Annotated in this window: 13 protein-coding genes and 1 pseudogene; 3 read left to right on the top strand and 11 right to left on the bottom strand. The window is 51.7% G+C overall.

Annotated elements, in window-relative coordinates; genetic code table 11:
* Positions 1 to 156: 156 nt before the first annotated feature.
* A pseudogene (locus tag HPY30_02650) lies at positions 157 to 2246 on the bottom strand (HAMP domain-containing protein).
* Here HPY30_02650 and HPY30_02645 point away from each other — a divergent pair.
* Entirely contained in the window at positions 2245 to 3492 is a 1248-nt protein-coding gene (locus tag HPY30_02645; GenBank protein ID QYZ64983.1) for an IS256 family transposase, read from the top strand. The pseudogene HPY30_02650 and the gene HPY30_02645 sit on opposite strands and share 2 nt — an antisense overlap.
* Here the strand turns inward: HPY30_02645 and HPY30_02640 are convergent.
* The 4 genes from HPY30_02640 to HPY30_02625 form a co-directional block, all read right to left on the bottom strand.
* Positions 3414 to 4172, bottom strand: coding sequence for a CHASE3 domain-containing protein (locus HPY30_02640; GenBank protein ID QYZ64982.1), 759 nt, complete (start codon positions 4170 to 4172; stop codon positions 3414 to 3416). The two genes, HPY30_02645 and HPY30_02640, sit on opposite strands and share 79 nt — an antisense overlap.
* 215 nt (positions 4173 to 4387) lie before the next feature.
* Positions 4388 to 5743 (bottom strand): HlyD family type I secretion periplasmic adaptor subunit, encoded by a 1356-nt coding sequence (locus tag HPY30_02635; GenBank protein ID QYZ64981.1) that lies wholly within the window; start codon positions 5741 to 5743, stop codon positions 4388 to 4390.
* Positions 5740 to 7932 (bottom strand): ATP-binding cassette domain-containing protein, encoded by a 2193-nt coding sequence (locus HPY30_02630; GenBank protein QYZ64980.1) that lies wholly within the window; start codon positions 7930 to 7932, stop codon positions 5740 to 5742. The genes HPY30_02635 and HPY30_02630 overlap by 4 nt, the downstream gene beginning before the upstream one ends.
* A 5-nt stretch (positions 7933 to 7937) precedes the next feature.
* Entirely contained in the window at positions 7938 to 9605 is a 1668-nt protein-coding gene (locus HPY30_02625) for an ATP-binding cassette domain-containing protein (GenBank protein ID QYZ64979.1), read from the bottom strand.
* Positions 9606 to 9862: 257 nt separating this feature from the next.
* Between HPY30_02625 and HPY30_02620 the strand changes: the two genes are divergently transcribed.
* Together HPY30_02620 and purL are read left to right on the top strand one after the other, a co-directional pair.
* Positions 9863 to 16726 (top strand): hypothetical protein, encoded by a 6864-nt coding sequence (locus HPY30_02620; GenBank protein ID QYZ64978.1) that lies wholly within the window; start codon positions 9863 to 9865, stop codon positions 16724 to 16726.
* Positions 16727 to 16915: 189 nt separating this feature from the next.
* Positions 16916 to 20803, top strand: a complete 3888-nt coding sequence (gene purL / locus HPY30_02615) for a phosphoribosylformylglycinamidine synthase (protein ID QYZ64977.1) — start codon at positions 16916 to 16918, stop codon at positions 20801 to 20803.
* A 155-nt stretch (positions 20804 to 20958) separates the two neighbouring features.
* Here the strand turns inward: purL and HPY30_02610 are convergent, their stop codons facing one another.
* The 6 genes from HPY30_02610 to HPY30_02585 all read right to left on the bottom strand — a co-directional run bounded on the left by HPY30_02610 (position 20959) and on the right by HPY30_02585 (position 25318).
* The gene (locus HPY30_02610; GenBank protein QYZ64976.1) at positions 20959 to 21354 is read right to left on the bottom strand and encodes a hypothetical protein; all 396 of its coding nucleotides are present in this window, start codon (positions 21352 to 21354) and stop codon (positions 20959 to 20961) included.
* A 61-nt stretch (positions 21355 to 21415) separates the two neighbouring features.
* Complete coding sequence (locus tag HPY30_02605) at positions 21416 to 22177, bottom strand: glycosyltransferase family 2 protein (protein ID QYZ64975.1); 762 nt, start codon at positions 22175 to 22177, stop codon at positions 21416 to 21418.
* Positions 22178 to 22189: 12 nt separating this feature from the next.
* A complete protein-coding gene (gene fabG / locus HPY30_02600) occupies positions 22190 to 22909 on the bottom strand; it encodes a 3-oxoacyl-ACP reductase FabG (protein QYZ64974.1) in 720 nt (239 codons plus the stop codon).
* Positions 22906 to 23343, bottom strand: coding sequence for a hypothetical protein (locus HPY30_02595; protein ID QYZ64973.1), 438 nt, complete (start codon positions 23341 to 23343; stop codon positions 22906 to 22908). Before HPY30_02595 ends, fabG begins: the two co-directional genes overlap by 4 nt.
* Complete coding sequence (locus HPY30_02590) at positions 23337 to 24137, bottom strand: 3-oxoacyl-ACP synthase (GenBank protein ID QYZ64972.1); 801 nt, start codon at positions 24135 to 24137, stop codon at positions 23337 to 23339. Before HPY30_02590 ends, HPY30_02595 begins: the two co-directional genes overlap by 7 nt.
* A complete protein-coding gene (locus HPY30_02585) occupies positions 24131 to 25318 on the bottom strand; it encodes a beta-ketoacyl-[acyl-carrier-protein] synthase family protein (protein ID QYZ64971.1) in 1188 nt (395 codons plus the stop codon). Before HPY30_02585 ends, HPY30_02590 begins: the two co-directional genes overlap by 7 nt.
* Between the last annotated feature and the right edge of the window lie 26 nt (positions 25319 to 25344).

The raw sequence follows: 25344 nt of genomic DNA, 5'->3' as shown, positions 1-25344 counted from the left end.
TGGTAACTACACCTTGCGTTGCTCTATCTCCTGCATCTGACCTCCAGGGATAGTGGAAATGCAGAAAGAGTGCAGGAGCGATCTCTCCCATGAGCCGATCACTGATCTTCGCCTTCCTGTGGTGGATTGCTTGACAGACCCTGGAGTTAAATGGTTTCAGGTAGCCTCACCTTCGTGTTCCAATTTAAAAAAGGCAATACGGTTCTGCATCTCAAGCGCCTTATCGTTCATCGCTGCTGAGGCAGCCGAGGTTTCTTCTGCAAGAGATGCATTCTGTTGGGTCATTTCATCCATATTGGCAATGGAGTGGTTGATTTGATCGATGCCAGTTGCTTGTTCCTGGCTTGCAGAGGCAATTTCAGCAACGATGTCGCCAACCTTCTTTACACCGATAACTATTTCCTCAAGTGTTTCTCCTGATCTATTGACAAGTTCCGAGCCAGCCTGGACTTTATTGCCGGAATCATGAATCAAATCTTTAATCTCTTTCGCGGCGGTAGCAGATCGTGATGCAAGGTTTCTGACCTCAGTGGCAACTACAGCAAAGCCACGTCCCTGTTCTCCAGCCCTGGCGGCTTCAACAGAAGCATTAAGTGCCAAAAGGTTTGTTTGGAAAGCAATTTCATCAATGACACCGATAATCTCGGCTATTCGATTTGAAGCTGTATTTATCTGATCCATTGCCTGAACAGCCTCTCGGACAATGCCACCACCCTCTTCTGCCTGATGGCGCGTACTATTGGCAAGTTTGTCAGCCTTGAGTGCGTTGTCAGCATTGTTGCGAACAATGCCAGTGAGTTCAGACATGCTTGAGGCAGTCTCCTCAAGAGATGATGCCTGCTGATCGGTTCTAGATGAGAGATTATTATTCCCGCTGGAAATCTCAGCTGAAGCATTCGCAATCATATACGTAGAGTGATGCAGCTCACTGATCACTTGCTCGAGGTTAAGGCGCGTCAGGTTTACATTTTCTTTTACCTCTCCGAAGGTTCCTTGGTATTCCTTGTCAATGATGTAGGTAAGATCACCTTTAGCCATTTCACTCATTGCTTTTGCAACCTCATCAAAAACGCTGGAAAGCTCATCGAGTAATTCATTGAAGCCTCTACCCAGTTGCAGCAAAAAACCCTGTTTTCCATCGAGGCTGATACGGTGTGTAAGATTACCTGAACGTGCGGATTCAACCAGCATATCTATCTCTTTTTCAACTGCAAGTTGTTTCGTTATATCATCCCACTGAGTTACTCTGCCTCGATATTTACCGTCACTGTCGAGCACGGGATTGGCTGTCAAATGTAACTGGTAACCCACAAGTTCAGTGTCATATTCTTTAGGTTCTTTCAAGTGAGATCGGTATGCTTCAACGAGTTTATCGTCAGTGAATAGATCGGATAGACGATTTCCAAGTGGATTATTTAGATCAAATCTTAAATTCTTTTCCGTTAGCGCCGGTATCATTTCATCAAGCAGGGAATGAGCTGCATGATTTAGATAGATGAGTTGATTTTCATCATCAGATACGGTCACACAAGTTGATACCTGATCAAGGGCATAGCGGATACGAAGATTTTCTGCCGCTATTTGTTGCTCTTCTTCAATGCGGAGTCGCAGATTATCCTGCATTTTCATCAAAGTGTGAAGTAATACGCCAGTTTCATCTTTATTCGGTGAATCGATATAATTGTTGAGTCTCCCCTTAGCGATACGTTCAGCCATATCTACGGCCTTCTGTAACGGCATTGTTATGTTCCGTCCAAGTAGCCACGCAATAGCTATAATGCCGATCACAGAAAGGATACCAATGATGAAGAACTCAAGACGTTTCTGACTGTATAAGCCGGCAGCTGCTGTTTGGGATATGGTGATTTCCTTACGCTGATGTTCAATCAGTTCATTTATCAGAGTGTTAGTTTCATTAAGTAGTGGTGTTAGTTCAGAGCGTATCAGGAAGGCATCTGACCGCCAGCGGTCACTGCCGTGGAGTTTGAGTAAACGATCCAAGTTACCCATAAAAGTAGGTAGTAATTCAGAAAATTTCTCATAGGAATCGATCTGTTCTAGCGTGAAGAGATCTTCATACTCTGCCAAATCAGTGGTCTGACTCATGATTGCTTCGCGATAGATATTTAGGTTATTCAAGGCGAGTTATAACTGAATCTGGTGTTTGACTGATTTGAAAAAAGGCGGCGTATCTGGTTGATTTGTAGTTGCGACACGACAAACAACCTGAGGAGATACGCCACCATGAAGAAGAATACCGTTGTTGGCCTGGCAGGTCGAGATACGATTGCTGACCCGCTGACAGAGATGCTCAAGGCAGGGGCACGACAGTTGATCCAGCAGGCAGTCGAGGTTGAACTGCAAGAGATGCTTGAAGACTACTCAGGACGACGCACAGAGGATGGCAGGGCCGGTGTCGTGCGCAACGGCTACCTGCCTGAGCGAGAACTGCAGACAGGCATGGGGCCTGTAACAGTCCGGATACCCAAGGTTCGCGCCAAGACGGGCAAGCCGCTGACCTTCCGCTCTTCACTGGTACCTCCCTATGTGCGGAAAACGAAGTCACTGGAGGCAGCGATTCCCTGGTTGTATCTGAAAGGAGTATCCAGTGGTGAGATGGGAGAGGCCCTGAAGGTTCTGGTGGGGCCAGAAGCACAGGGGCTGTCAGCGAGCACTGTGTCACGGTTGAAGCAAGTCTGGGCTCAGGAGTATCGGGCCTGGTGCGATGAGCGGTTGGATAAGGATGCTTGGGTGTATGTCTGGGCAGATGGCGTTTACAGTGGATTAAGATCGGAACAGACCAAGCTGTGTTCGCTGGTGGTGATCGGCGTGAATGAGCGCGGCGAGAAGCGTTTCCTGGCGATTGAGGACGGTGTACGCGAATCAACACAGAGCTGGCGTGAAGTATTGCTGAAATTGAAATCACGGGGAATGAATGTGCCGGAGTTAGCGATTGGTGATGGTGCCATGGGGTTTTGGGCGGCACTCGAAGAGGTCTACAGTGAGACACGCCAACAACGCTGCTGGATGCACAAGACCATGAACGTGCTAAATTGTCTGCCAAAATCAGCTCAGGCGAAGGCAAAACAGGCACTGCATGCGATTTGGCAGGCGGAGACCAAAGCAGATGCCGAGAAAGCCTTTGATCTGTTCCTCAAGACCTATGAGCCAAAATATCCGAAGGCCGCAATCTGTTTGCAAAAAGATCGCGATGAACTGATGGCATTCTATGATTTCCCTGCACAGCACTGGCAGAGCATACGGACCAGCAATCCGATTGAATCAACGTTCGGCACGATCCGTCACCGGACCAAGCGTTCAAAGGGTTGCCTGTCTCGGGACGGCATGCTGCATATGATGTTCAAACTTGGACAGTGTGCCGAGAAGAGATGGAGGCGCCTACGTGGTTTCGATTACCTGGCGAAGGTGATAACCGGAATAAAATTTAAAGATGGTGTCGAAGTGACAGAAATCGGCCAGGCTGCCGCTTGATTCAGGTTGGCAAACACCACTTTTGACAATAACTCATTCAAGGCAGCTGGTGTGCGAAATGCAAGGTAGAGTCGAACCTCGTTGTTCTGTGTGGTCCAGCTGAAACGTAAGGCGATTATTTTAGAAAGTAACTCTTTGCGTTCATCTAATGATTCTTCAGTCTCCTCAGATAAAATCATCTGGCTAAGGTGTTGAAGCATTTCCCTGAACATTGGGTTGAGATTTGTACTTGCAAACTGTATTGCAGGGATGTTTTCATTGTCGTTTCCAGCAAGTACAAGCATGCTGTCGCGAAATTCATCAAAACGTTTTATACCTAAGGTTATATCGGATATCAGCTGTACGCTGATTGGATCACCATTTATTGCGGGAAGCTCCTGCAAACTATTAAGTTGTTTATCTATCTTTTGCAGTCCGTTTAGATAGTTTTCTTTGTGCTGAGCCTCTTTACTCAGAAGATAAAAGCCTAACGCACTGGTGGTGCGCTGTAATTCAGAGGCAACGCTCATAGATTGCAGTACCGCCGGCTGGGTATGTCCGACCACCTGATCAACTTGATTATGCACACTGGAAAGACTGATGATAGCATTGATACTCTGGATAATCAGCACCAGCAAAACAAGGCTAAATGATGTAAGTAGTTTATATTTAATGGAAATGTTGGCAATGGTCTTTGTCATTGGTGCCTCTGGAAGCGGTTATTGACTCAAATTGGCATATTTTTGTTGTTGTAGAGGCACTTGATGCAACCATCCGTGTGCAGATATTCCAGGCTTATTTATGTATCGGTATGTTTGATTATTGCTTTAGCGTTTATTTGGAGATAGCTGAACTTTTAACGATAGAACCTGCACGATAATCCTGAAAGGATTGAGCAGGACAGATGTATTCTTGTCTATTTTTCTCTGAACGCGCTATCAAATCCACGGGATATTGGTTTGAGCAAGTAGTCCAGTACTGTTTTTGAGCCTGTTTTTATATCTGCTTTCACTGTCATGCCGGGAATGATCCTCATTAAACTGGGTTGGCTGCCAACCCAGGTGCTTTCCAGTTCTATTTCTGCCCGGTAGAAAGGGTTGCGTTTTTCATCAAGATAGGTAGAGGCAGAAATCTGCTTTATTGTTCCTTTTACGCTGCCAAAGCGGGCTGAATCATAACTGTCAACTTTTACATCGGCCTGTTGGCCAGGGTGGATGTGCCCGATCTCGTTTGGCAAAATGCGTGCTTCAACAATTAGATCATCATCTACAGGTACGATCTGCAGAATGACCTGTCCAGGTTCAACCACGGCATTTATACGCGTAATAGATAGTCCCTGTACGATACCGTTAACGGGTGAATAGACTTCGAGTCTTGCGACCTTATCCTGGAGGCTAATCAAAACCTGTTCAACTTCAGCGAGTTGTGCGGTGACTTCTCCTGCTTCTAGTTCTATTTCCTTATTAAATCTGGCAACTAGCTCAAGACGTCTTTGTGTTACCTCATCCAAAGCTGACTGGGAAACGATGACGCTATCGTAGAGTGCCCTCTGTTCACTTTGTGTTTCTGCCTGACGAGTCTGCGTCGAAATCAGTTCAGTGCGTGCGACAAGCTGGTCTTCTGCGAGCACTGATCGAATATCGACTTGCTCTTTAAGTAATTCAAGCTCTTTGTCGATTGACTGGACTTGATGTTGTTGGCGGAACAATTCGGTTTTTCGTTGCCTTATTTGTGCATCAACAACCTTCAATTCAGTTTCGTGGCTGTTGATTTGGGCCAGGTAGATGGTCTGTTGTTTGCGAGCAATATTTGGGAATTGCTCTCCAAAGCTGCTAAATTCAGGGATGCGTCTGTCGATAATTGCCTGGAGGCGCTCTGACTCCATCATGTAGGCAGCTTTTCGAACCTGGGTTTGTGCATATTCTGATTGAGAAGCGGGAGGAGAGAAACGTAATAGTAGTTCTCCGGCTTTGATATGATCACCGTTACGTACGGTAATATTGTTTACTATGCCGCCTTCAAGATGCTGAATATCATGAATCAGGCCAGCAGGTACTACCTCTCCCATCGCAGTTGTGACTTCACTGACCTTCGTTGCCCATGCCCAAATGATCGCGGCAACGAGTATCATAACCATGAAATAGATCGTGCTTCTGATTATAAGGGAAGGTGGCTGCTCTTCTAACTGAATTGCCTGTGCCAGGAAGCGGGAACGTGCGCGGGGGATACCTATGGTGCCTTTTGATGTAAAGACGTAACTGTCTTCTTTCATTGTGCATCCTCCAGAAGTTTGGTGACTGCTTGCTCCGCCGTTCCGATGAAATTGATAGAACCATTCGTAAGCAGAACCGCTTTATCTGCCAAACGGATATGACTGGGTCGGTGGCTAACCATAATAATGGTACGCTTGCCCTTGAGTTTATTAATCTGTTCTATGAAACGCCGGTCGCTGGCTTCATCCAGCGAGGCTCCCGGCTCATCCAGAAGAAGAATGCGCGCAGGGCTGACGAATGCTCGGGCCATGGATAAAGAACGCAAAAAACCGGGCGGCAAACGATCTGTGGTACTGTCACCTACAAGGGTATCAAAACCTTTTGGTAGGTTTTGTATCTCTTGTAAAATGCCAGCCTCACTAGCTGCCTCTTCCAGCTCTTTGTCTGTGGCCATACCATTGTTGAGTCGCATATTCTGGGCTATGGAACCATAGAAGAGTTTAGTCTCCTGTGGAACATAGGCAATTGCGCGTCGGAGATCCATGGCATTGAGCTGACGCATATCGAGATCGTCAATGGAAATGGAACCACCCTGGGGTCGATACATTCCTGCAATTAGCTTCAACAGACTGGATTTTCCAGAACCTGTGTTACCGACAACAGCCACCATCTCACCTGCTTTGATTTCAAAGGCTACGCCGAGTAATGCCGGGTCCATTTCTGGTCCGTATCGGAAGCTGACACGATCGATTTTCATGCTGCCTTGTAATTCTGAAAGCATTAAACTTGATTGACCAGTGTGGCGTTCAATCTTCAAGCGCATAAGTTGATTGATCTGTTTAATTGCTTTAAGCGTGTGCTGAAACTTTGAGAAAGAGAGGAAGGCGCTTTGCAAAGGTGAGAGGACACGCCAGACTAACGCCATGGTGGCTATGAGTGCGCCAATGGTCATTTCCCCTGCGATTACAGATAATGTGCCCAGACCAATGACCGCCACGCCGGATAGAGTCATCATGCCTTGAGCAATACTACTCATGATGCCATTTCCTACTAGGGTCTGATAATTGGCCATGACAGCCTCTCCTGAGACTTCCCGAAATCGCTCCCACCAGACAGTTTCACCGCCTATTGCCTTTATCTCACTGCGTCCATTGAGAGTTTGCATGAGGATGCGGTGCTTATCCGTTCTTGTTTTTCCAGATCGGAGGATCTTTTGATTTAAACTTGGTATCCAGAGAAGGCCAAGCACGATAAATGCAGCAACCATAGCCAGTGGGATAACGGCGATTGGGCCGGAGAGTACACCAATAACAATGATAAACAGAAGAACAAACGGCAATTCCAGTACGATGGCCGCGTTGGGTCCGGTAAAGAAGTCTCTTACAGAATCAAACTGTTTCAGACGAGATAATTGGGCTGCTACTGATGAGCGTTCAGTAAACAATGGAGGGAGGAGGATCATATGTCTGAATGTCTCAACACCGATCAGATAGTCCAGGCGTCCTGCGACAGACCCCAGTAGGCGCGCGCGTAGTAGCCTCAGAACAAGGTCAGACAAGAGCAATATGACTACACCAGATACGAGATAAGGAAGAGTATCTGGAGATTTTGCGCCAATAACCTTGTCATAGATCATCATAATAAAAAGCGGTACGATCAATGCAACCAGGTTTATAATGAATGTTATTCCAAGCAGATGCTTAATCATGTGCTTGAAACGTTGCAACAATTTTGTAAACCACTCTGTATCAGCAGTATCTGCCCGCGAGACACCGTGTGTTGGGTGCGTGTCAGTAAACAGATATGCAGTGCCGTAATCCCATAGAATGTCGGCGCTTATGTACTCATGCTGCTGGGCATCGAAGTATCGAACGCTATTTTCCTCCCGTTCCAGCAGTACATAGACAGCGCCGTCCCTGGAAAGAAAGAGACAGGGGTACAGTTCATCCTTGATTGATTCTATGCGGATTTTTTGAGCGATACTCTCATATCCCAGGGTAACAAGAACATTCCTCAAATCGATCAGGTCAAACTGCTCGGTATAATGGGGCAGGGACTCCACCAGTTCGCGGGCATAGTTGTGCCAGCCAAGCTCCTGTAGTAAAGGCATCAGGCATGCAGCATAAGGAGAGGCTGTGTTGAAGGCCTCGGTTTGATCATTACGTAACGCTTTAGCCAGCATTTCTGAAACGATAGGTGGCCGCTTCTGATGAACGTTCTCTGCTGCCTGAATGGATGCCATATTCATCTGGTCTATCCGTTTCCTGTGGCTGATGTTTTGGTCGTCTGCTGTGTGCTGGATTGTTTATTGAAATAGCCAGGCCAATTTTCTGTGATATCGGTTAATTGTCCTTCTTCTAGTGAGAATTGTCTGTCGCAAATGCGCAAAAAAGATGGGCGATGTGAGATTACGATTATTGTACGGCTCCCTTTTATTCGCTTAACCACATTGAGAAATTTCAGGTCATTTTTGATGTCAAAGTTGGCATTGGCATCGTCAAATAGCATCACGGATGGATGTCCAACCAGAGAGCGGACCATGATGATCTTCTGCCTGACACCTTCCGAAAGTGTGTCTACTGCACTCCCACCAACAAACGTATCCAGTCCGTCTGGCAGACGCGATAGTATTGCGTCCAAACCCAGTTCATGGGCAAGTTCTATCGCATGGTCGATGGCCTCACCTTCCCGATAGAGAGTCATGTTTTCCAGAATGGTACCTTCAAATAGTGTACCGTGCTGGGGCACGATACCGATCTGAGAACGCAAAAATTCGAGTTCGTAATCACGGATTTTTCGTCCATCCAGCAAGACTTCCCCTTGGTCTGGCTGAAGAAAACCGGACAACAGTCCTATGAGCGTGGATTTTCCAACGCCGTTACTGCCGGTGATACCGATGGCTTCTCCAGGCTCAATGTTTAGAGAGACACCCTGCAGTAACGGCTTTTCTGTTGCAGGATATTTGAAGTAGACGTTATTCAGTTCCAGTGCGCCTTTGATGCCCTTTTCAGCCCTGTAGTGGCCATGTTTTTCCTGATTCATGGAAAACAGCTCTTCCACCTTCTGCAGTGAGAGGCGTACCGACTGAAACTGACTCCATAAACCCATAGCCTTTAACCCGGGCTGCAGTACCCGGCTTGAAAGCATGGTGCCGGCTGCCAGAGCACCGATGGTCAGTTCGCCACTGATGACTGAGTAGCTTCCAATACTTACGAAAGAGACGACTGCAACCTGGGAGAAGGTGGCTCCTATACCTTGAACGATGCTGCTGATGCGGCTGAGCTCGAATACACTGGCGGCAGATTGGCTTTGCAATCTTTCATAACGGCGCATCATGAATGATTCCATTGCCATCGATTTGACCGTATGAATGCCGCTCAGTGTCTCAATAATAAAGTTTTGACGCCGATCCTCCATTGTCGAGCGTGTATCTAGCGCCTCATGAAGATGGCGGCCAGTCCAGATAGATGTAACGAAAAATATGATCAGCAGCGTAGCCGGGATCAGGATGAGAGGGCTGGCAATCACCCAAATAAGACCGAGAAAAATTACAACAAAAGGGAAGTCCATCATTAGCAGGACGGATTGACCCGAGTAGAACTCCTGGATCTGTTCCAGAGCATGCATCTTGTCGAGGTAAAATCCTGCAGGTTTCTCCTCAAAAGCGAGTGTTTCTGAATCAAGAATCCGATTCATTGCCCTGAGGCTTTCCCGGTGATCGAACCTTGCTCCCTCCCAACTTAGGATCATTGAGCGAAATACCTTGAGTCCGGTATCCAGAATCAGGACGCCAAGCATACCTATGATCAGAAAAAGAAAAGTATCAGCTGCCTGGGTTGGAATAATCCTGTCGTAAACTTGCAGGATCACCATTGGCAGTGCCAAGGCCATCACATTGATGCCAAGTGAGGCCAGCAGCACAACCGGTTTCCGCCAGGTGTCCGGTGTTCTGAATTGACCTTTGCCAAAAATGTCTGATTTCTTTCGCCGCATGGAACCTGAATAATTATGATAGGACTTAAAGTTCGACAATTGCTGACTTTGATTCCTATATCGGCGTATGTGTCTGTTACTTTAACAATTAGTCTATGAATTTTATTCCGTTGAATTAGTTAAGAATTTTTCCCGGTTGCCGCCAACGTGGCTGGGTAATTGGCCTAATCCGGACAGGTTTTGTGATGAACGAGAATCCAGATAAATCACCAGCGCCAGCGCGTGAACAAGGTACTGAGGAATTGTTCGACAGGGACGCTGATCCCTACCAACACCGGGATGCGCGGCCGGAGGAACCTGGGAAAAGTGCGGCGGCTGAGAACTCCGAGGAGCTTTTTCGTCAGAATATTCAAGAGGGTAGCCGTGGTGAACAGGAGATTGCCCATAGTCTTGAACGACAGAGTCCTGTAGTTGGAGAGCTTGACCTAACAGACGATTCAGGGCTGTCAGAACGTGATGAGCGGATTGTTAAGCGTGGTGAGGGTGTTGAGCCGATAACACCAAAGGAGGTTACTCCTGGGCAATCAGGGACTGAGTTTTCATTTTCCGATCAGGATCTTCAGATCCAACCTGCCGTTCAGAATAGGAGTGCGCCTGAAGCTGAACAGGCGGTGCGTGAGACCCGTGGTACTGGCGATGTCTCCAATAACACAGGGGAAACGGTTGAAGAAAGAATTCTGGTAGAGGAGCCTCCTGCGCCTGCAATGGCAGTGGTAGAGGATGATCCTTCAGTACAACTGGACGAAAGTGAAGATGATGAAGAGGTACAATTGGCGCCAGATGACCTTGTACTCTCCAATCACAGCGTCGATGAACACAGTCAGGCGGGCAAGGTCGTCGCTACGCTTGAGGGCCATGATCAGAACAGTAATGATAGTCTGACTTACTCTATTGTTGGAGATTCATCCAATATTTTTATTTTGGATGACAATAAACTTGTATTCAAGGAAGGTGTTGAAATCGATTTTGAGGAAGCTGCCAGCTATGACGTCATACTAGCAGTGACCGACAGTGCCGGCAATCAGTTTACCAAGACATTCACCATCGACATCAACGACCTCAATGATGCCCCAGTTATCGGTGATGATGTTCTGATGCAGCTGGACGAAGGCAGTGGTGAGCTGAGTGGAGTCCTGACAGCGAGTGATCAGGATATGGATGCTGTGCTGACGTTTTCAATTTCCGACGGGAGTACTGCACCTGCTGGTTTTACCTTAAACCCTGACGGCAGATATAATTTCGATTCTACTGATAGTGCCTACGACCATTTGATCGTCGGTGATTCAACAATCTTGACCATCCCGGTTACTGTTACTGATGACCAGGGTGGAACCGATACTGCCCAAATTCGCATTACCGTAAACGGTACCAACGATGGACCGGTGGCTGGTGCTGATGTCACGACCTCCGTGGATGAAGGTGCGGCTTCAATCAGCGGCCAGCTGACCTCGACGGATCTGGATGACAATGCTTCTGCGACATTTACTGTTTCCGAAGGATCTACTGTACCTGCTGGTTTTAGTCTGAGCGAAGATGGCTCCTACAGCTTCTATCCGACAGACTCAGCCTATGATCATTTGAACGTCGGCGATTCAGCAGCACTCACCATCCCGGTTACGGTCACCGATGACCAGGGTGGAACCGATACTGCCCAAATTCGCATTACCGTAAACGGTACCAACGATGCGCCAGTAGCTGGGGCGGATGTCACGGCTTCGGTGGATGAGGGTGCGGCTTCAATCAGTGGTCAGCTGACCTCGACGGATCTGGATGACAATGCTTCTGCGACATTTACTGTTTCCGAAGGATCTACTGCACCTGCGGGTTTCAGTCTAAACTCCGACGGTTCTTATAGTTTCGATCCTACCGATAGTACCTATGATCATTTGAATGTGGGCGATAGTGCTGTACTCACCATCCCGGTTACGGTCACCGATGACCAAGGTGGAACCGATACTGCCCAAATTCGCATTACCGTAAACGGTACCAACGATGCGCCAGTAGCTGGGGCGGATGTCACGGCTTCGGTGGATGAGGGTGCGGCTTCAATCAGTGGTCAGCTGACCTCGACGGATCTGGATGACAATGCTTCTGCGACATTTACTGTTTCCGAAGGATCTACTGCACCTGCGGGTTTCAGTCTAAACTCCGACGGTTCTTATAGTTTCGATCCTACCGATAGTACCTATGATCATTTGAATGTGGGCGATAGTGCTGTACTCACCATCCCGGTTACGGTCACAGATGACCAAGGTGGAGCCGATACTGCCCAGATCCGCATTACCGTTAATGGTACCAACGATGCGCCAGTGGCTGGGGCGGATGTCACGGCTTCGGTGGATGAGGGTGCGGCTTCAATCAGTGGTCAGCTGACCTCAACTGATCTGGATGATAATGCTTCTGCGACATTTACTGTTTCCGAAGGATCTACTGTACCTGCGGGTTTCAGTCTGAGCGAAGATGGCTCCTACAGCTTCGATCCGACAGACTCAGCCTATGATCATCTCAACGTGGGTGACTCAGCAGTTCTGACCATCCCGGTTACTGTCACCGATGACCAAGGTGGAACCGATACTGCCCAAATTCGCATTACCGTAAACGGTACCAACGATGGACCGGTGGCTGGTGCTGATGTTACGACCTCCGTGGATGAAGATGCAGCTTCAATCAGTGGTCAGCTGACCTCGACGGATCTGGATGACAATGCTTCTGCGACATTTACTGTTTCCGAAGGATCTACTGTACCTGCGGGTTTCAGTCTGAGCGAAGATGGCTCCTACAGCTTCGATCCGACAGACTCAGCCTATGATCATCTCAACGTGGGTGACTCAGCAGTTCTGACCATCCCGGTTACTGTCACCGATGACCAAGGTGGAACCGATACTGCCCAAATTCGCATTACCGTAAACGGTACCAACGATGGACCGGTGGCTGGTGCTGATGTCACGACCTCCGTGGATGAAGATGCAGCTTCAATCAGTGGTCAGCTGACCTCAACTGATCTGGATGATAATGCAACCACCACCTTCAGCATCAGTGCGGGTAGTGAAGCACCTGCAGGTTTCAGTCTGAACTCCGACGGTTCTTATAGTTTCGATCCTACCGACAGTGCCTATGATCATTTGAACGTCGGCGATTCAGCAGCACTCACCATTCCGGTTACGGTCACCGATGACCAAGGTGGAACCGATACTGCCCAAATTCGCATTACCGTAAACGGTACCAACGATGCGCCAGTAGCTGGGGCGGATGTAACCACATCAGTAAGTGAAGATGCTGCAGCCATCACTGGTCAGCTAACCTCGACCGATTTGGATGACAATGCTTCTGCGACCTTTACTGTTTCCGAGGGATCTACTGCACCTGCGGGTTTCAGTCTAAACTCCGACGGTTCTTATAGCTTCGATCCCACCGATAGTGCCTATGATCATTTGAACGTCGGTGACTCCACCACACTGACCATCCCAGTCACAGTGACTGACGACCAGGGCTCGACCGATAACGCCCAGATCCGAATCACACTCAATGGCGCCAGTGACGCACCTACTGCTATTACTGTTTCCAACTCATTCATAAATGAGGATGCGGCTGGCGGCTCAGTCGTTGCCGATCTATCAGCGGCGGATGCCGATTTTGGGGACACTTTCACTTATCGTCTGACCGATGATGCGGATAGCCGTTTTGTGATCGATGGTGATCAGATCAAAGTTGCTGATGGTGTGACGCTGAACCATGAAGACATATCCAGTCACGATGTGACGATCGAGGTTCAGGACGCTAGTGGCAGCACTTTCAGCCGAACCGTAACCATTGATGTGACAGATGTGAACGAAGCACCGGTCGATATTATATTTTCGGGTGATTCACTGGATGAGAACGCCGAGGCGGGCACTGTGGTGGCGAATCTATCTGCTACAGACGAAGATGGAGGTGAAGTTTTTTCTTATGCACTGACCGATGATCCCTCGGGAAATTTTGAGATCGTCGGCAACCAGATCAGGGTGAAAGAAGGTGCTGACATAGACTATGAAGACTCCTCTGAGCATAACCTGACGGTTCAGGTCACTGACTCTGACGGCAATAGTTTCGCAGAGATGGTTACCATCGATGTCAGAGATGTGGATGAACGTCCAGCAGGTATGGTGCTTCTCGGCACCAACAATGCCGACCAACTGGTTGGTGGTGCTGGTGATGATACTTTTTACGGAAAAGGCGCGAACGATCGCCTTGAGGGTGGGGAAGGCGACGATACCTTCCGTGTAGACTACGATGCTGGCCTGGACCAAATGACCGGTGGCGAAGGTCACGACACAGTGCAGGGCGGAAGCCGCAACGATACCATCCGGGTATCTGATGGTCTCTCCAACCTGAACGGTGTTGAAGAGATAGATGGCGGCACAGGCTGGAACCAAGTGCTGGGCACGGGCGGCGACGACACTCTCGACTTCAGCGTGGATGATGCCCCCACCTTAGAGAATATCAACCGCATCAACGGCGGCCGTGGCAACGACACCATTATCAACGACGATACCGGCCGAGAACTCTATGGCGATGCGGGAAATGACACCATTATCGGCGGTGCCGGAGATGATGTATTCCGTGTCGACTATGACGCAGGTCTGGACCAAATGACCGGTGGCGAAGGTCACGACACAGTGCAGGGCGGAAGCCGCAACGATACCATCCGGGTATCTGATGGTCTCTCCAACCTGAACGGTGTTGAAGAGATAGATGGCGGCACAGGCTGGAACCAAGTGCTGGGCACGGGCGGCGACGACACCCTCGACTTCAGCGTGGATGATGCCCCCACCTTAGAGAATATCAACCGCATCAACGGCGGCCGTGGCAACGACACCATTATCAACGACGATACCGGCCGAGAACTCTATGGCGATGCGGGAAATGACACCATTATCGGCGGTGCCGGAGATGATGTATTCCGTGTCGACTATGACGCAGGTCTGGACCAAATGACCGGTGGCGAAGGTCACGACACAGTGCAGGGCGGAAGCCGCAACGATACCATCCGGGTATCTGATGGTCTCTCCAACCTGAACGGTGTTGAAGAGATAGATGGCGGCACAGGCTGGAACCAAGTGCTGGGCACGGGCGGCGACGACACCCTCGACTTCAGCGTGGATGATGCCCCCACCTTAGAGAATATCAACCGCATCAACGGCGGCCGTGGCAACGACACCATTATCAACGACGATACCGGCCGAGAACTCTATGGCGATGCGGGAAATGACACCATTATCGGCGGTGCCGGAGATGATGTATTCCGTGTCGACTATGACGCAGGTCTGGACCAAATGACCGGTGGCGAAGGTCACGACACAGTGCAGGGCGGAAGCCGCAACGATACCATCCGGGTATCTGATGGTCTCTCCAACCTGAACGGTGTTGAAGAGATAGATGGCGGCACAGGCTGGAACCAAGTGCTGGGCACGGGCGGCGACGACACCCTCGACTTCAGCGTGGATGATGCCCCCACCTTAGAGAATATCAACCGCATCAACGGCGGCCGTGGCAACGACACCATTATCAACGACGATACCGGTCGAGAACTCTATGGCGATGCGGGAAATGATATATTGCAAGGTGGTGCTGGCAATGATGTGCTTGATGGTGGTACCGGCAATGACACACTGATCTACAAAATCGGTGAAGGAAATGATACGTTTGATGGTGGCTCTGGTACAGATACCTTGCGGATCGAGGTGACCAGCAGCCAATTGAACGCAGATGCTGGTCTAGCAGATATGATCACGCAACTGGCCAACGAGTTGCCTGGCCACAGTGGAAGCTATGAGTCTGAACTGGGTATTACAGCGACTCATATCGAACAGGTTGAAGTTTATCTGGATGGTCATAGCGTAACTCTGGATGAGATCAGCGCGAATACACCTACACTTTCGCTTAAGGTTGGTGATCCCGACATAATCAGACCGGCGAATCATGAGGACGATCCTGCATATAGTTATGACTTGAATCTTCAACTCGGAGATACAAGCGCTTCCATTACCTCCATTTCTTTCGGTGACTTGCCGGAAGGGGTGCAGCTTTCTGCAGGTACTGACAATGGTGATGGAAGTTGGACGTTGAATGAAAGCCAGCTCCCCGGGTTGCAGATCATTGTGTCAGAAGCTGTTGATATCGATTTTAATTTACAGACTAGCGTCGAATTTGAAAATAATGGTCTGATAAAAACGGCGGTCACAAGTGATAATATTGACGTAATCAACGCGGATGGTGAGACTATCTACGGTACTTCGGGTGACGATTCTATCGGGCTTGACACTGGTTCTGATCTCTCCCGCCAATCGCGCGATTCGCATCAATCCCAGCTGTCAGATGACTCTCACAATGTTGATATAGCACCTGCTTTCGCCGGTGATGGTGATGACCTTATTGTCGCTGGCGCTGGGAAAGACAAGATTAAAGCGGGTGATGGCGATGATGTCGTCTTTGGTGAAACCGGCAAGGATGACCTGAAAGGTGGTGATGGTGATGATCAGCTCTTTGGCGGTGATGGAGATGACAAGCTAAAAGGCGAAGAGGGAGACGACATCCTCAAAGGCGGTGTAGGTGATGACGAGCTGAAAGGCGGGAAGGGTGATGATCTGCTACACGGTGGTGATGGAAACGACAAGCTAAAAGGCGAAGAGGGAGACGACATCCTCAAAGGCGGTGCAGGTGATGACGAGCTGAAAGGCGGCAAGGGTGATGATCAACTGTACGGGGGTGCGGGCGATGATGTCATAAAAGGCGAAGCGGGTGACGATACTTACTTCTTCAATCCCTTCGACGGCAACGACATCTTTCATGGAGGGGATGGAGGCGGTTGGACCGATGCTATTCATCTGGATGCGACCGCAGACCCCAATGCGGATCCGAACAACCCCTGGACCATCGAAGTCGATGGACAGCTGATGGAGTATGATTTGGCCGCTCACGCCCTGGAACTCAATCCGGATACGGCGGGTGTCGTAACACTTGCTGATGGCAGCGAGCTGGCCTTTGATGGGATCGAACGGATCGAGTGGTAAAAAAAAGGTGACAGGCGAAAAACGTAGGCCGGTTCAAGCGTAGCGGAACCGGCAGCCGGAGGCACGGATGCCTGATCCGCTACGCTTGATCAGGCCTACACAGCTGGAACCTGAAACCTCTACTCTGCCACCTGTCCCTTTTTCGAGTATCATTGTCTCTTCTCCCAACAAGCAGGAAAAGGCCCGACGATGATCATTCTCCGTGGTGCACCCGCGCTCTCCGAATCTCGTCTGAAAAAACTGGCTCAGCGGCTGGAAAACAGCCTTGGCAAGCCTGTCTCCGTGTATGCGGAATTCATGCACTTTGCCGAGGTGGATCAGTCACTTGCGGAGGACGAGCAGGGGGTTCTCGAACGTGTCCTGCGCTACGGTCCCCATTTGACCGGGCACGATCCGGAAGGGAGTCTGTTACTTGTGGTGCCGCGCCCAGGCACTCTCTCACCATGGTCGACCAAAGCGACGGACATTGCTCACCACTGCGGCTTGGAACGGATTGCCCGGATCGAGCGCGGTATCGCCTACTATTTGGGGGCCGGGGAGAACATCCTTAGCGATAATGAACTCAATACGGTAATGCCTCTACTGCATGACCGTATGACTGAGGTGGTGTTGCTGGAGATGGGGGATGCAGATTGCCTCTTTAGCCATGCAGAGCCCAAACCTTTCATCAGCGTCGATGTGATCGGGGGTGGTTGTCCTGCACTGGAAAAGGCCAACGTGGAACTTGGGTTGGCACTGTCGGATGATGAGATCGACTATCTGGTGGAGAGTTTTCAGGGGTTGGGACGCAATCCCACCGATGTTGAGCTGATGATGTTTGCCCAGGCCAACTCGGAGCATTGCCGTCACAAGATTTTCAATGCCGACTGGGTCATCGACGGCAAGCAGCAGGATCTTTCGCTGTTCAAGATGATCCGCAATACCACAGAGAAAGCGCCGGAAGATGTTCTTTCTGCCTACAAGGACAACGCTGCAGTGATCAGAGGCCCAAGGGCCGAACGCTTCATTCCTGACGCCAAAAGCAACGTTTACGGCTTTGGCGAAGAGGATATTCACATTCTCATGAAGGTGGAGACCCACAACCATCCCACTGCGATCTCGCCGGATCCGGGTGCAGCGACAGGGTCGGGCGGAGAGATTCGTGACGAGGGGGCTACCGGAAAGGGATCCAAACCCAAGGCCGGGCTCTGTGGTTTCTCGGTTTCCAATCTGCGAATCCCTGGCGCCGGACAGCCTTGGGAAACCGATCACGGCAAACCTGGCCGTATCGTCTCCGCGCTCGATATTATGCTGGAAGGCCCCATCGGTGCGGCCTCGTTCAATAATGAGTTTGGGCGTCCCAATATCTGCGGCTATTTCCGAACCTACGAGGAGCGAGTGTCGGGGCCGGACGGGGATGAGTTACGGGGCTACCATAAACCGATCATGCTGGCTGGTGGGTTGGGAAATATCCGAGACGAGCATATTGAAAAGACCACCTTTCCCGATGGCTCCCCACTGGTGGTGCTGGGTGGGCCGGCGATGCTGATCGGCTTGGGCGGTGGCGCCGCTTCATCCATGGCCAGCGGCACTTCGGCGGAAGATCTGGATTTCGCCTCGGTACAACGCTCCAATCCTGAGATGGAGCGCCGTTGTCAGGAGGTGATCGATGCCTGCTGGTCCAGAGGCAGCGATAATCCCATCCTCTTTATCCATGACGTGGGGGCGGGTGGCCTCTCCAATGCACTGCCGGAACTGGTCCACGATGCCGGACGGGGCGGCAGGTTCGAGTTGCGCACGGTACCCAACGATGATCCCGGCATGTCTCCCATGGAGATCTGGTGTAACGAGTCCCAGGAGCGCTACGTGATGGCGGTAGATGTCGACCGCCTCGATGAGTTCAAGGCGATCTGTGAGCGGGAACGCTGTCCTTATGCCGTGGTGGGTGAGGCGATCGACGAGGAGCACCTGACTCTGGGCGATGCTCACTTCGATAACAACCCTATCGACATTCCCATGCCCCTGCTGTTCGGGAAAGCGCCGCGCATGCTGCGGGATGTGCACCATCGCACTTTCCACAAGCCGGAACTCGACTTCAGTGATGTCGATCTTAAAGAGGCGGCCCTGCGGGTGCTGTCCCTGCCGACAGTAGCAAACAAGATCTTTCTCATCTCCATCGGGGATCGCACGATCACCGGTATGGTGACGCGGGATCAGATGGTGGGTCCCTGGCAGGTGCCGGTTGCCGACCTGGCGGTGACGGCTTCGGGTCTCATGGGGCATACCGGCGAGGCGATGGCCTTGGGCGAGCGAACCCCCATCGCATTGATCGATGCTCCCGCTTCGGGGCGCATGGCCGTCGGTGAGGCGATCACCAATATCGCCGCTGCTTCCATCGATAAAATCAGCGATATCAAACTCTCCGCTAACTGGATGGCCCCTGCCGGCCATGTCGGCGAGGATGCCAAGCTTTATGAGACGGTAAAGGCCGTGGGTATGGAGCTCTGTCCGGCACTGGGCATCGCGGTCCCGGTGGGCAAGGACTCCATGTCCATGAAGACGGTCTGGGATGAGGAGGGAGAGAGGCGTGAGGTTACCGCGCCGCTCTCTCTGATTATCACCGCCTTCTCACCGGTAAGCGATGTGCGGCGAACCCTGACGCCCCAGTTGCGCACGGACTTGGGTGATAGCGACTTGATTCTAATCGATTTGGGCAAGGGCATGAACCGTTTGGGGGCATCCGCTCTGGCGCAAGTCTATAAGCAGATGGGACATCGTGGCGCGGATCTCAATGATCCCGACGCATTGAAACGTTTCTTTTTGCAGATTCAGGAATTGAATCAGGATGGTCTGCTGTTGGCTTATCATGACCGTTCCGATGGTGGGCTGTTTGCCACCCTGAGTGAGATGGCCTTTGCCGGGCGCTGTGGTATCACCATCGAGTTGAATGATCTGGGCGATGATGATTTTTCCACCCTCTTCAGTGAAGAGTTGGGGGCCGTAATTCAGGTTCGGCATAATGATACGGATGATGTCCTGAAGCGGTTGCATGATGCCGGTCTGGGACATTACAGTCACGTCATCGGCAGTCTCAACGAGTCAGACCGTCTTGACTTTCTGCGTAACGGCAAGACTGTATTGGAGGGGGGGCGTAAAGCCTTCCAGCAGGCCTGGTCTGAGACCACCCGACAGATGCAGGCGCTGCGGGATAATCCAGACTGCGCCCAGGAGGAGTTCGAGCGGATCGCTGCGGATGATCCCGGCATGCAGGTGGAGCTATCGTTCGAAATTGATGATGACGTGGCCGCACCCATGATCGCCACCGGGGTTCGCCCGCCAATGGTGATTCTTCGCGAGCAGGGGGTCAATGGTCAGTTGGAGATGGCGGCCTCTTTTCATCGTGCCGGTTTTGAGTGTGTGGATGTACACATGTCCGACGTTATCGAAGGGCGTGTCTCGCTGGAGCAGTTCAAGGGGCTGGTGGCCTGTGGCGGATTCTCATACGGCGACGTGTTGGGTGCAGGCGAGGGCTGGGCCAAATCGATCCTTTTCAACGGACGCGCCAGAGATCAGTTTCAGAACTTCTTCAAGCGGGAGGATACCTTTTCGTTGGGTGTCTGTAATGGCTGTCAAATGCTCTCCAATCTGCATGAACTGATTCCCGGTGCAGAACATTGGCCCCATTTTGTGCGAAATCGTTCCGAACAGTTCGAGGCCCGTTTTGTTACTGTTGAGGTCGTGGATTCACCTTCCATCATGTTACAGGGTATGAGTGGTTCCCGGCTGCCTATCGCAGTGGCGCATGGTGAAGGCAGGGCGGAGTTTCGTGATGCGGCACATCTGTCAAAGGCAGGTGAACTGATGGCATTACGCTACGTTGAAAACAGTGGTGAAGTGGCAAGCGCCTATCCGGCAAACCCCAACGGCTCACCGGAGGGCATGGGCGGGTTGACCACAACCGATGGCAGGGTCACGATCATGATGCCCCACCCAGAGCGGGTAATCCGTACGGTGCAACACTCCTGGCATCCGGATGGTTGGGGTGAAGACGCGCCTTGGTTGCGTCTTTTCAGAAATGCCCGTGCCTGGGTAGGATAGATAGAAAAACGTAGGTTGGGTTACGGTGCACACCTGCCTTTAGCGGAAATAATTGATCTTATCGGCGATGTGCACCTAACCCAACCTACAAGGTGGCTGGTTTAATTCCCCGCAACATGCAGCGGGGTGGTTTATTGTTCCAGAAACAACCGGTATCAGAGCGTACTCAACTGCGCCTTGATCGCCCGGTCGAGGTTCTGAATCCAGCCGTTGTAGTTGCTGTGGATCTTTTCGCCATCGTACTTTAGGTTGTCGCTGTTTTTGTACTTGATGCTGTAGGTTTGGGCATCATACGGAATATCGACCTGTGCCATGTGGGAGCGAAGATGAATGGTGCCTTCAACCAGGCCGGATCCCATATCTTTCATGTTCCAGCCGAGAGTAGCCCCGGCGCGGATGATAGCCTTACGGACATCGTCCATGGTGACCCCATCCTTGTTGGCGACAACGGATGCGTCCTCAACGTTGTAGACCATTGCCTGATGCGGGCATCCCGCCAGGAATAGTGTAACCATACCGACGATCAGAACGCCCAATAATTTCTGCTTCATCACTAACTCTCCTTAAGTTGATAAAGGCTTATACATAACCTGCGGCTGAAAGTTTACTCGCTTATTTCTCATGAGGAAACCTGTCAGGTTCGTTATTCTCTCTGAATAAAACCCGGTAGAGTCCCATGGGATACATGCCGCTTGCGATGAGTTTCCCCGCCACCATCAGGACGATACGGGTAATATCCGCCACTGGGCGAAAGTGGCTTGTCCGTGCCTGCTGCGGATAGCGGGACTCGACGGGAACCGTGCTGAACCCAAACCCCTTTTTTGCTGCTTCGATCAGGTATTCACTCTCAAACACAAACCCCCGTTCCCTGCTGTGAGAAACGAAAACTGATTGAATCGCATCGGCAGGATAGAGTCGGAGCCCGGATTGACTGTCGTGGATGCGGCAGCCCGCCGCCCAGGATATCCAGAAGTCGGCAAAGTTATTGGCGCGGCGCCGCGCATTGGGGGCCTGTTCACGATTTTGCAGGCGTGCGCCTATGACCAGGTGTTTCGGATTGTCCTCCCAGATTGCATAGAGTTTGGGAATATCCTCCGGTACATGCTGGCCGTCGCCATCAAGGGTGATCACACATCTGGCGCCTTGTTTCACCGCCGCCTGCATGCCATCGTGCAGGCTGGCCGCCTTACCCCTGTTTTCCTGATGCCTGATTAGTGTCAACGGCAGATCGGCAAGCTGCTCAGCTGTGCCGTCACTGGAGCCGTCATCCACCACGATGAGTTGGGATGTATACTGCAAGACACGTTTCGCCAGATCACGAATGGTGGCCGCCTCATTATAGGCGGGTATGACCACTGTTACTGGAATCGACATCCTGTCCCTGACTCAGGCCATTGCGCCGTTGATGGAGATGATCTGCCCCGAGATATAGGCGGCGCTTTCAGAGGCGAGGAAAGAGACCAGATCCGCCACCTCTTCAGGCCTGCCAGCACGCTTCATTGGCACCAACCGGTCGATGACTTCCGGTGTAAAGTGCTCTCCGAGCATCGGGGATTCGATAACGCCAGGGGCAACTACATTTACGGTTATGCCACGGGAGGCCAGTTCAATGGCCAGGGACTTGCTGGCGCCGTGCAGCCCTGCCTTGGCGGCAGCGTAGTTGGTCTGTCCCCGGTTCCCCATGATGCCTGCCACAGAAGAGAGTGAGATGATGCGCCCCCATCGTGTGGACATCATCGGCAGCAGCAGGGGTTGGGTGACGTTGAAAAAACCGTTCAGTGAAACATCGATGACATTCTGCCATTGGTCGGCTTCCATGCCTGCCATCGGCATGTCATCGTGGGTGCCGGCATTGTTTACCAGTACCTGTACCGGTCCCCCGTGCAGCAGATGTTCGAGGACCTCCTTACTGTGTCTGTTGTCCCGCACATCAAAACAGACCGCTTCGGCAAACCCCCCCTGGTTGTTGATCTCTTCAGCCAGTTGCCTGGCCCGTTCCGGTTTGCTGTTGGCGTGGATTAGTACAAACAGGCCATCGGCAGCAAGTTTTCTGCAGATTGTGCCGCCGATGGTGCCACTGCCTCCTGTTACCAGTGCACGTTTCAAGATTCTCTCCCTCTGTTCTGATAGATCACCGTGGCCCGTCCTTCCATCAAGGACTCCGAGTTGGCTTCCATGTGGAAATCATAGATGGCGCCACCCTCATCAGCAGCCAGCTTGTGAGCGGAAATAATCAGCTCTCCCGGCAGATTATGCAGCCATTCTGTTTTGAGTTCGAGATCCCGTAGCGCGGCAAGAAAACCCACGCGGGGCGAGTTGTCATCTGCAAACAGACTGCCGTGAACCGCCATGGCTTGTGCGGCGTACTCGACGCCGCTGATTGTGGGCAGCCCCTCAGGGTTGCGTAGTGGGTTTGATGGTTCTCTGTGGTTGATTGCAATGCATTGGATGTAGTCGTTATCCCAGTGCTCCACTCTGTCGAGCAGGCACATGCTGCCTGAGTGGGGAAGACGCTCGCAGATTTGCCGTCTATTCAACATGGTTTGCACTTCAATCGCTGTTGGCAGTCGGGCAGATAATCAAAAGTGAGGGTTTCTTTCTCAGTCGGGGAGGCTAACTGCTGCAATAACGGCAGGGCGCGGGCTGCTGGGTTGCCGACGCGCAGTTGTTCCAATTTGGCGTCAGCCATGCGGGAAGCTGGAGCAGAGATGGCGTTAATTTCCAGTGTGCAGTGCAGCTGGGTCTGTCTGGTGGCGAAGGGCGTTACTACCATCGAGGTGGCAAATGGCGCGGAGAGCGGACGGGCTGCATCCAGTGGTGCTTCAAACGGCAGATCATAGGCGACCAACAGAAGTGGGCGTGACTCAGCCCGGCATTGAACGGCTGCCGACAAAAGACCCGCAGCGAAACTGGCATCGCTGGCCGCCAGGCTGCTGGTGCTCTCCAGCGAATCGATGGCGATACTCCAATAGCCGGCGGGGGCGTTGTGAACCGAGTTGTGGAACTGGGTGGGCGAGACCATCGGTTGCGGATCTGCCAATGCAGAGCAGAGCCGATCGACGATCTCAGGATCACCAATGGAGGAGGCGAAGATCGAGGCCAGTTCCGTTGGGGCGATCTCTGTAGTGCCCAGTGATTCCTGGGCGGCCTGGGTGGCCAGCAGGGTGCTTTGACTGCCTCTGCGCTGGGCGGTTGGCGGCAGTATTTTCGGTACATAATCGGGCAGGGGGGTCTGTCGATAGGCAGTCTCTTCCGCCAGCACGGGTTTGGCGTTTACCCAGCCATCCAACCCAGGGGCTGCAACGGCGGGGGCCTCCAGATAGAAACTCAACATGAGGTTCGCCCGAAGAGAAGACTGCAGTTACTGCCGCCAAAGCCGAAGGAGTTACTCAATACCCGGGTTACAGGCTCTGTTTTAGTCGAGCACTGTATGTTGAGTCCAAGGGTTGGGTCCGGTGATTGGGTGTTGAGGGTGCCGGGTATAAAACCCGCTTCAATCGTCAGGCAGGCGATGATCGATTCGGTGATCCCCGCCGCACCAAGCGTGTGTCCGGTCCAGCCTTTGGTGGAACTGCACGGGGTTGATGACGGAAAGAGCCGATTGATCGAGTTGGCCTCAGCCCGGTCATTGCTGGGTGTCGCGGTGCCATGCAGATTGATGTAGTCGATCTCATCAACTGTCAGTTCTGCCCGGTTCAGGGCTTGCTTCATGGCGAGTCCGGCACCGGCGCCATCCGGTCTCGGGGTGGAGATATGGTAGGCATCGCTGCTTTCGCCATAGCCGAGCAGTGCGACGCCTGATTCGGTCGTGCAATTTTTTTCCAGAATCATAAATCCTGCCGCCTCTCCGATGGAGATGCCGTCGCGGTTCTGGTCGAAGGGACGGCAAGGCTGCCCGGAGACCAGTTCCAGTGAGTTGAAGCCGAAAAGTGTCGTGAGACAAAGTGAGTCGACACCGCCGACGATAGCGGCATCACAGAGTCCGGTGGAGATGAACCGGTGGGCGTCACAGAAGACCTTGGCACTGGATGAACAAGCGGTGGAAACTGAGAATGCGGGGCCTTTCAGACCCAGTTTCTGCCGCACAAATTGGGTTGCCGAGAAGAGGTCGTGGCTGCCTTTGAAGTGATACCCGGCAGGCCAGCGTCCACTCTTGCGCAGCTCCAGATAGGCCTGCTCGGTGCTTAGGATGCCCGAGGTGCTGGTGCCGAGGAAGAGTCCAATGCGGGTTGGATCAACGCGGGATTTGAGGGACTCGACTGCGGTAAGAAAGCCGTCCTGCTGGAGTGCCATCAGGGCCAGGCGGTTGTTGCGGCACTCGGACTGCCGGTCGCCCTCATCCAATGGCCGGTTTTCCAGATCGGCCACGCGCCCGATCCAGGTATCGAGAGGGGCATGGCCGAAGTCGTTGGGCTGGAGTCCCCCTTTGCCTTCGAGCAGAGCGCTTCGTAGTGCCTCTCTTCCATCTCCAGCAGCACTGACGGTGGTGTATGCAGTTATCTGGAGTGGATCCATCAACGATTCAAATGGCGCTTATTGGC

This window comes from Gammaproteobacteria bacterium (ex Lamellibrachia satsuma) (assembly GCA_019623805.1).
Classification (GTDB): domain Bacteria; phylum Pseudomonadota; class Gammaproteobacteria; order Chromatiales; family Chromatiaceae; genus QGON01.
Note: the sequence above shows the minus strand (reverse complement) of the source record. Positions and strands in the feature narration are given on the sequence as shown.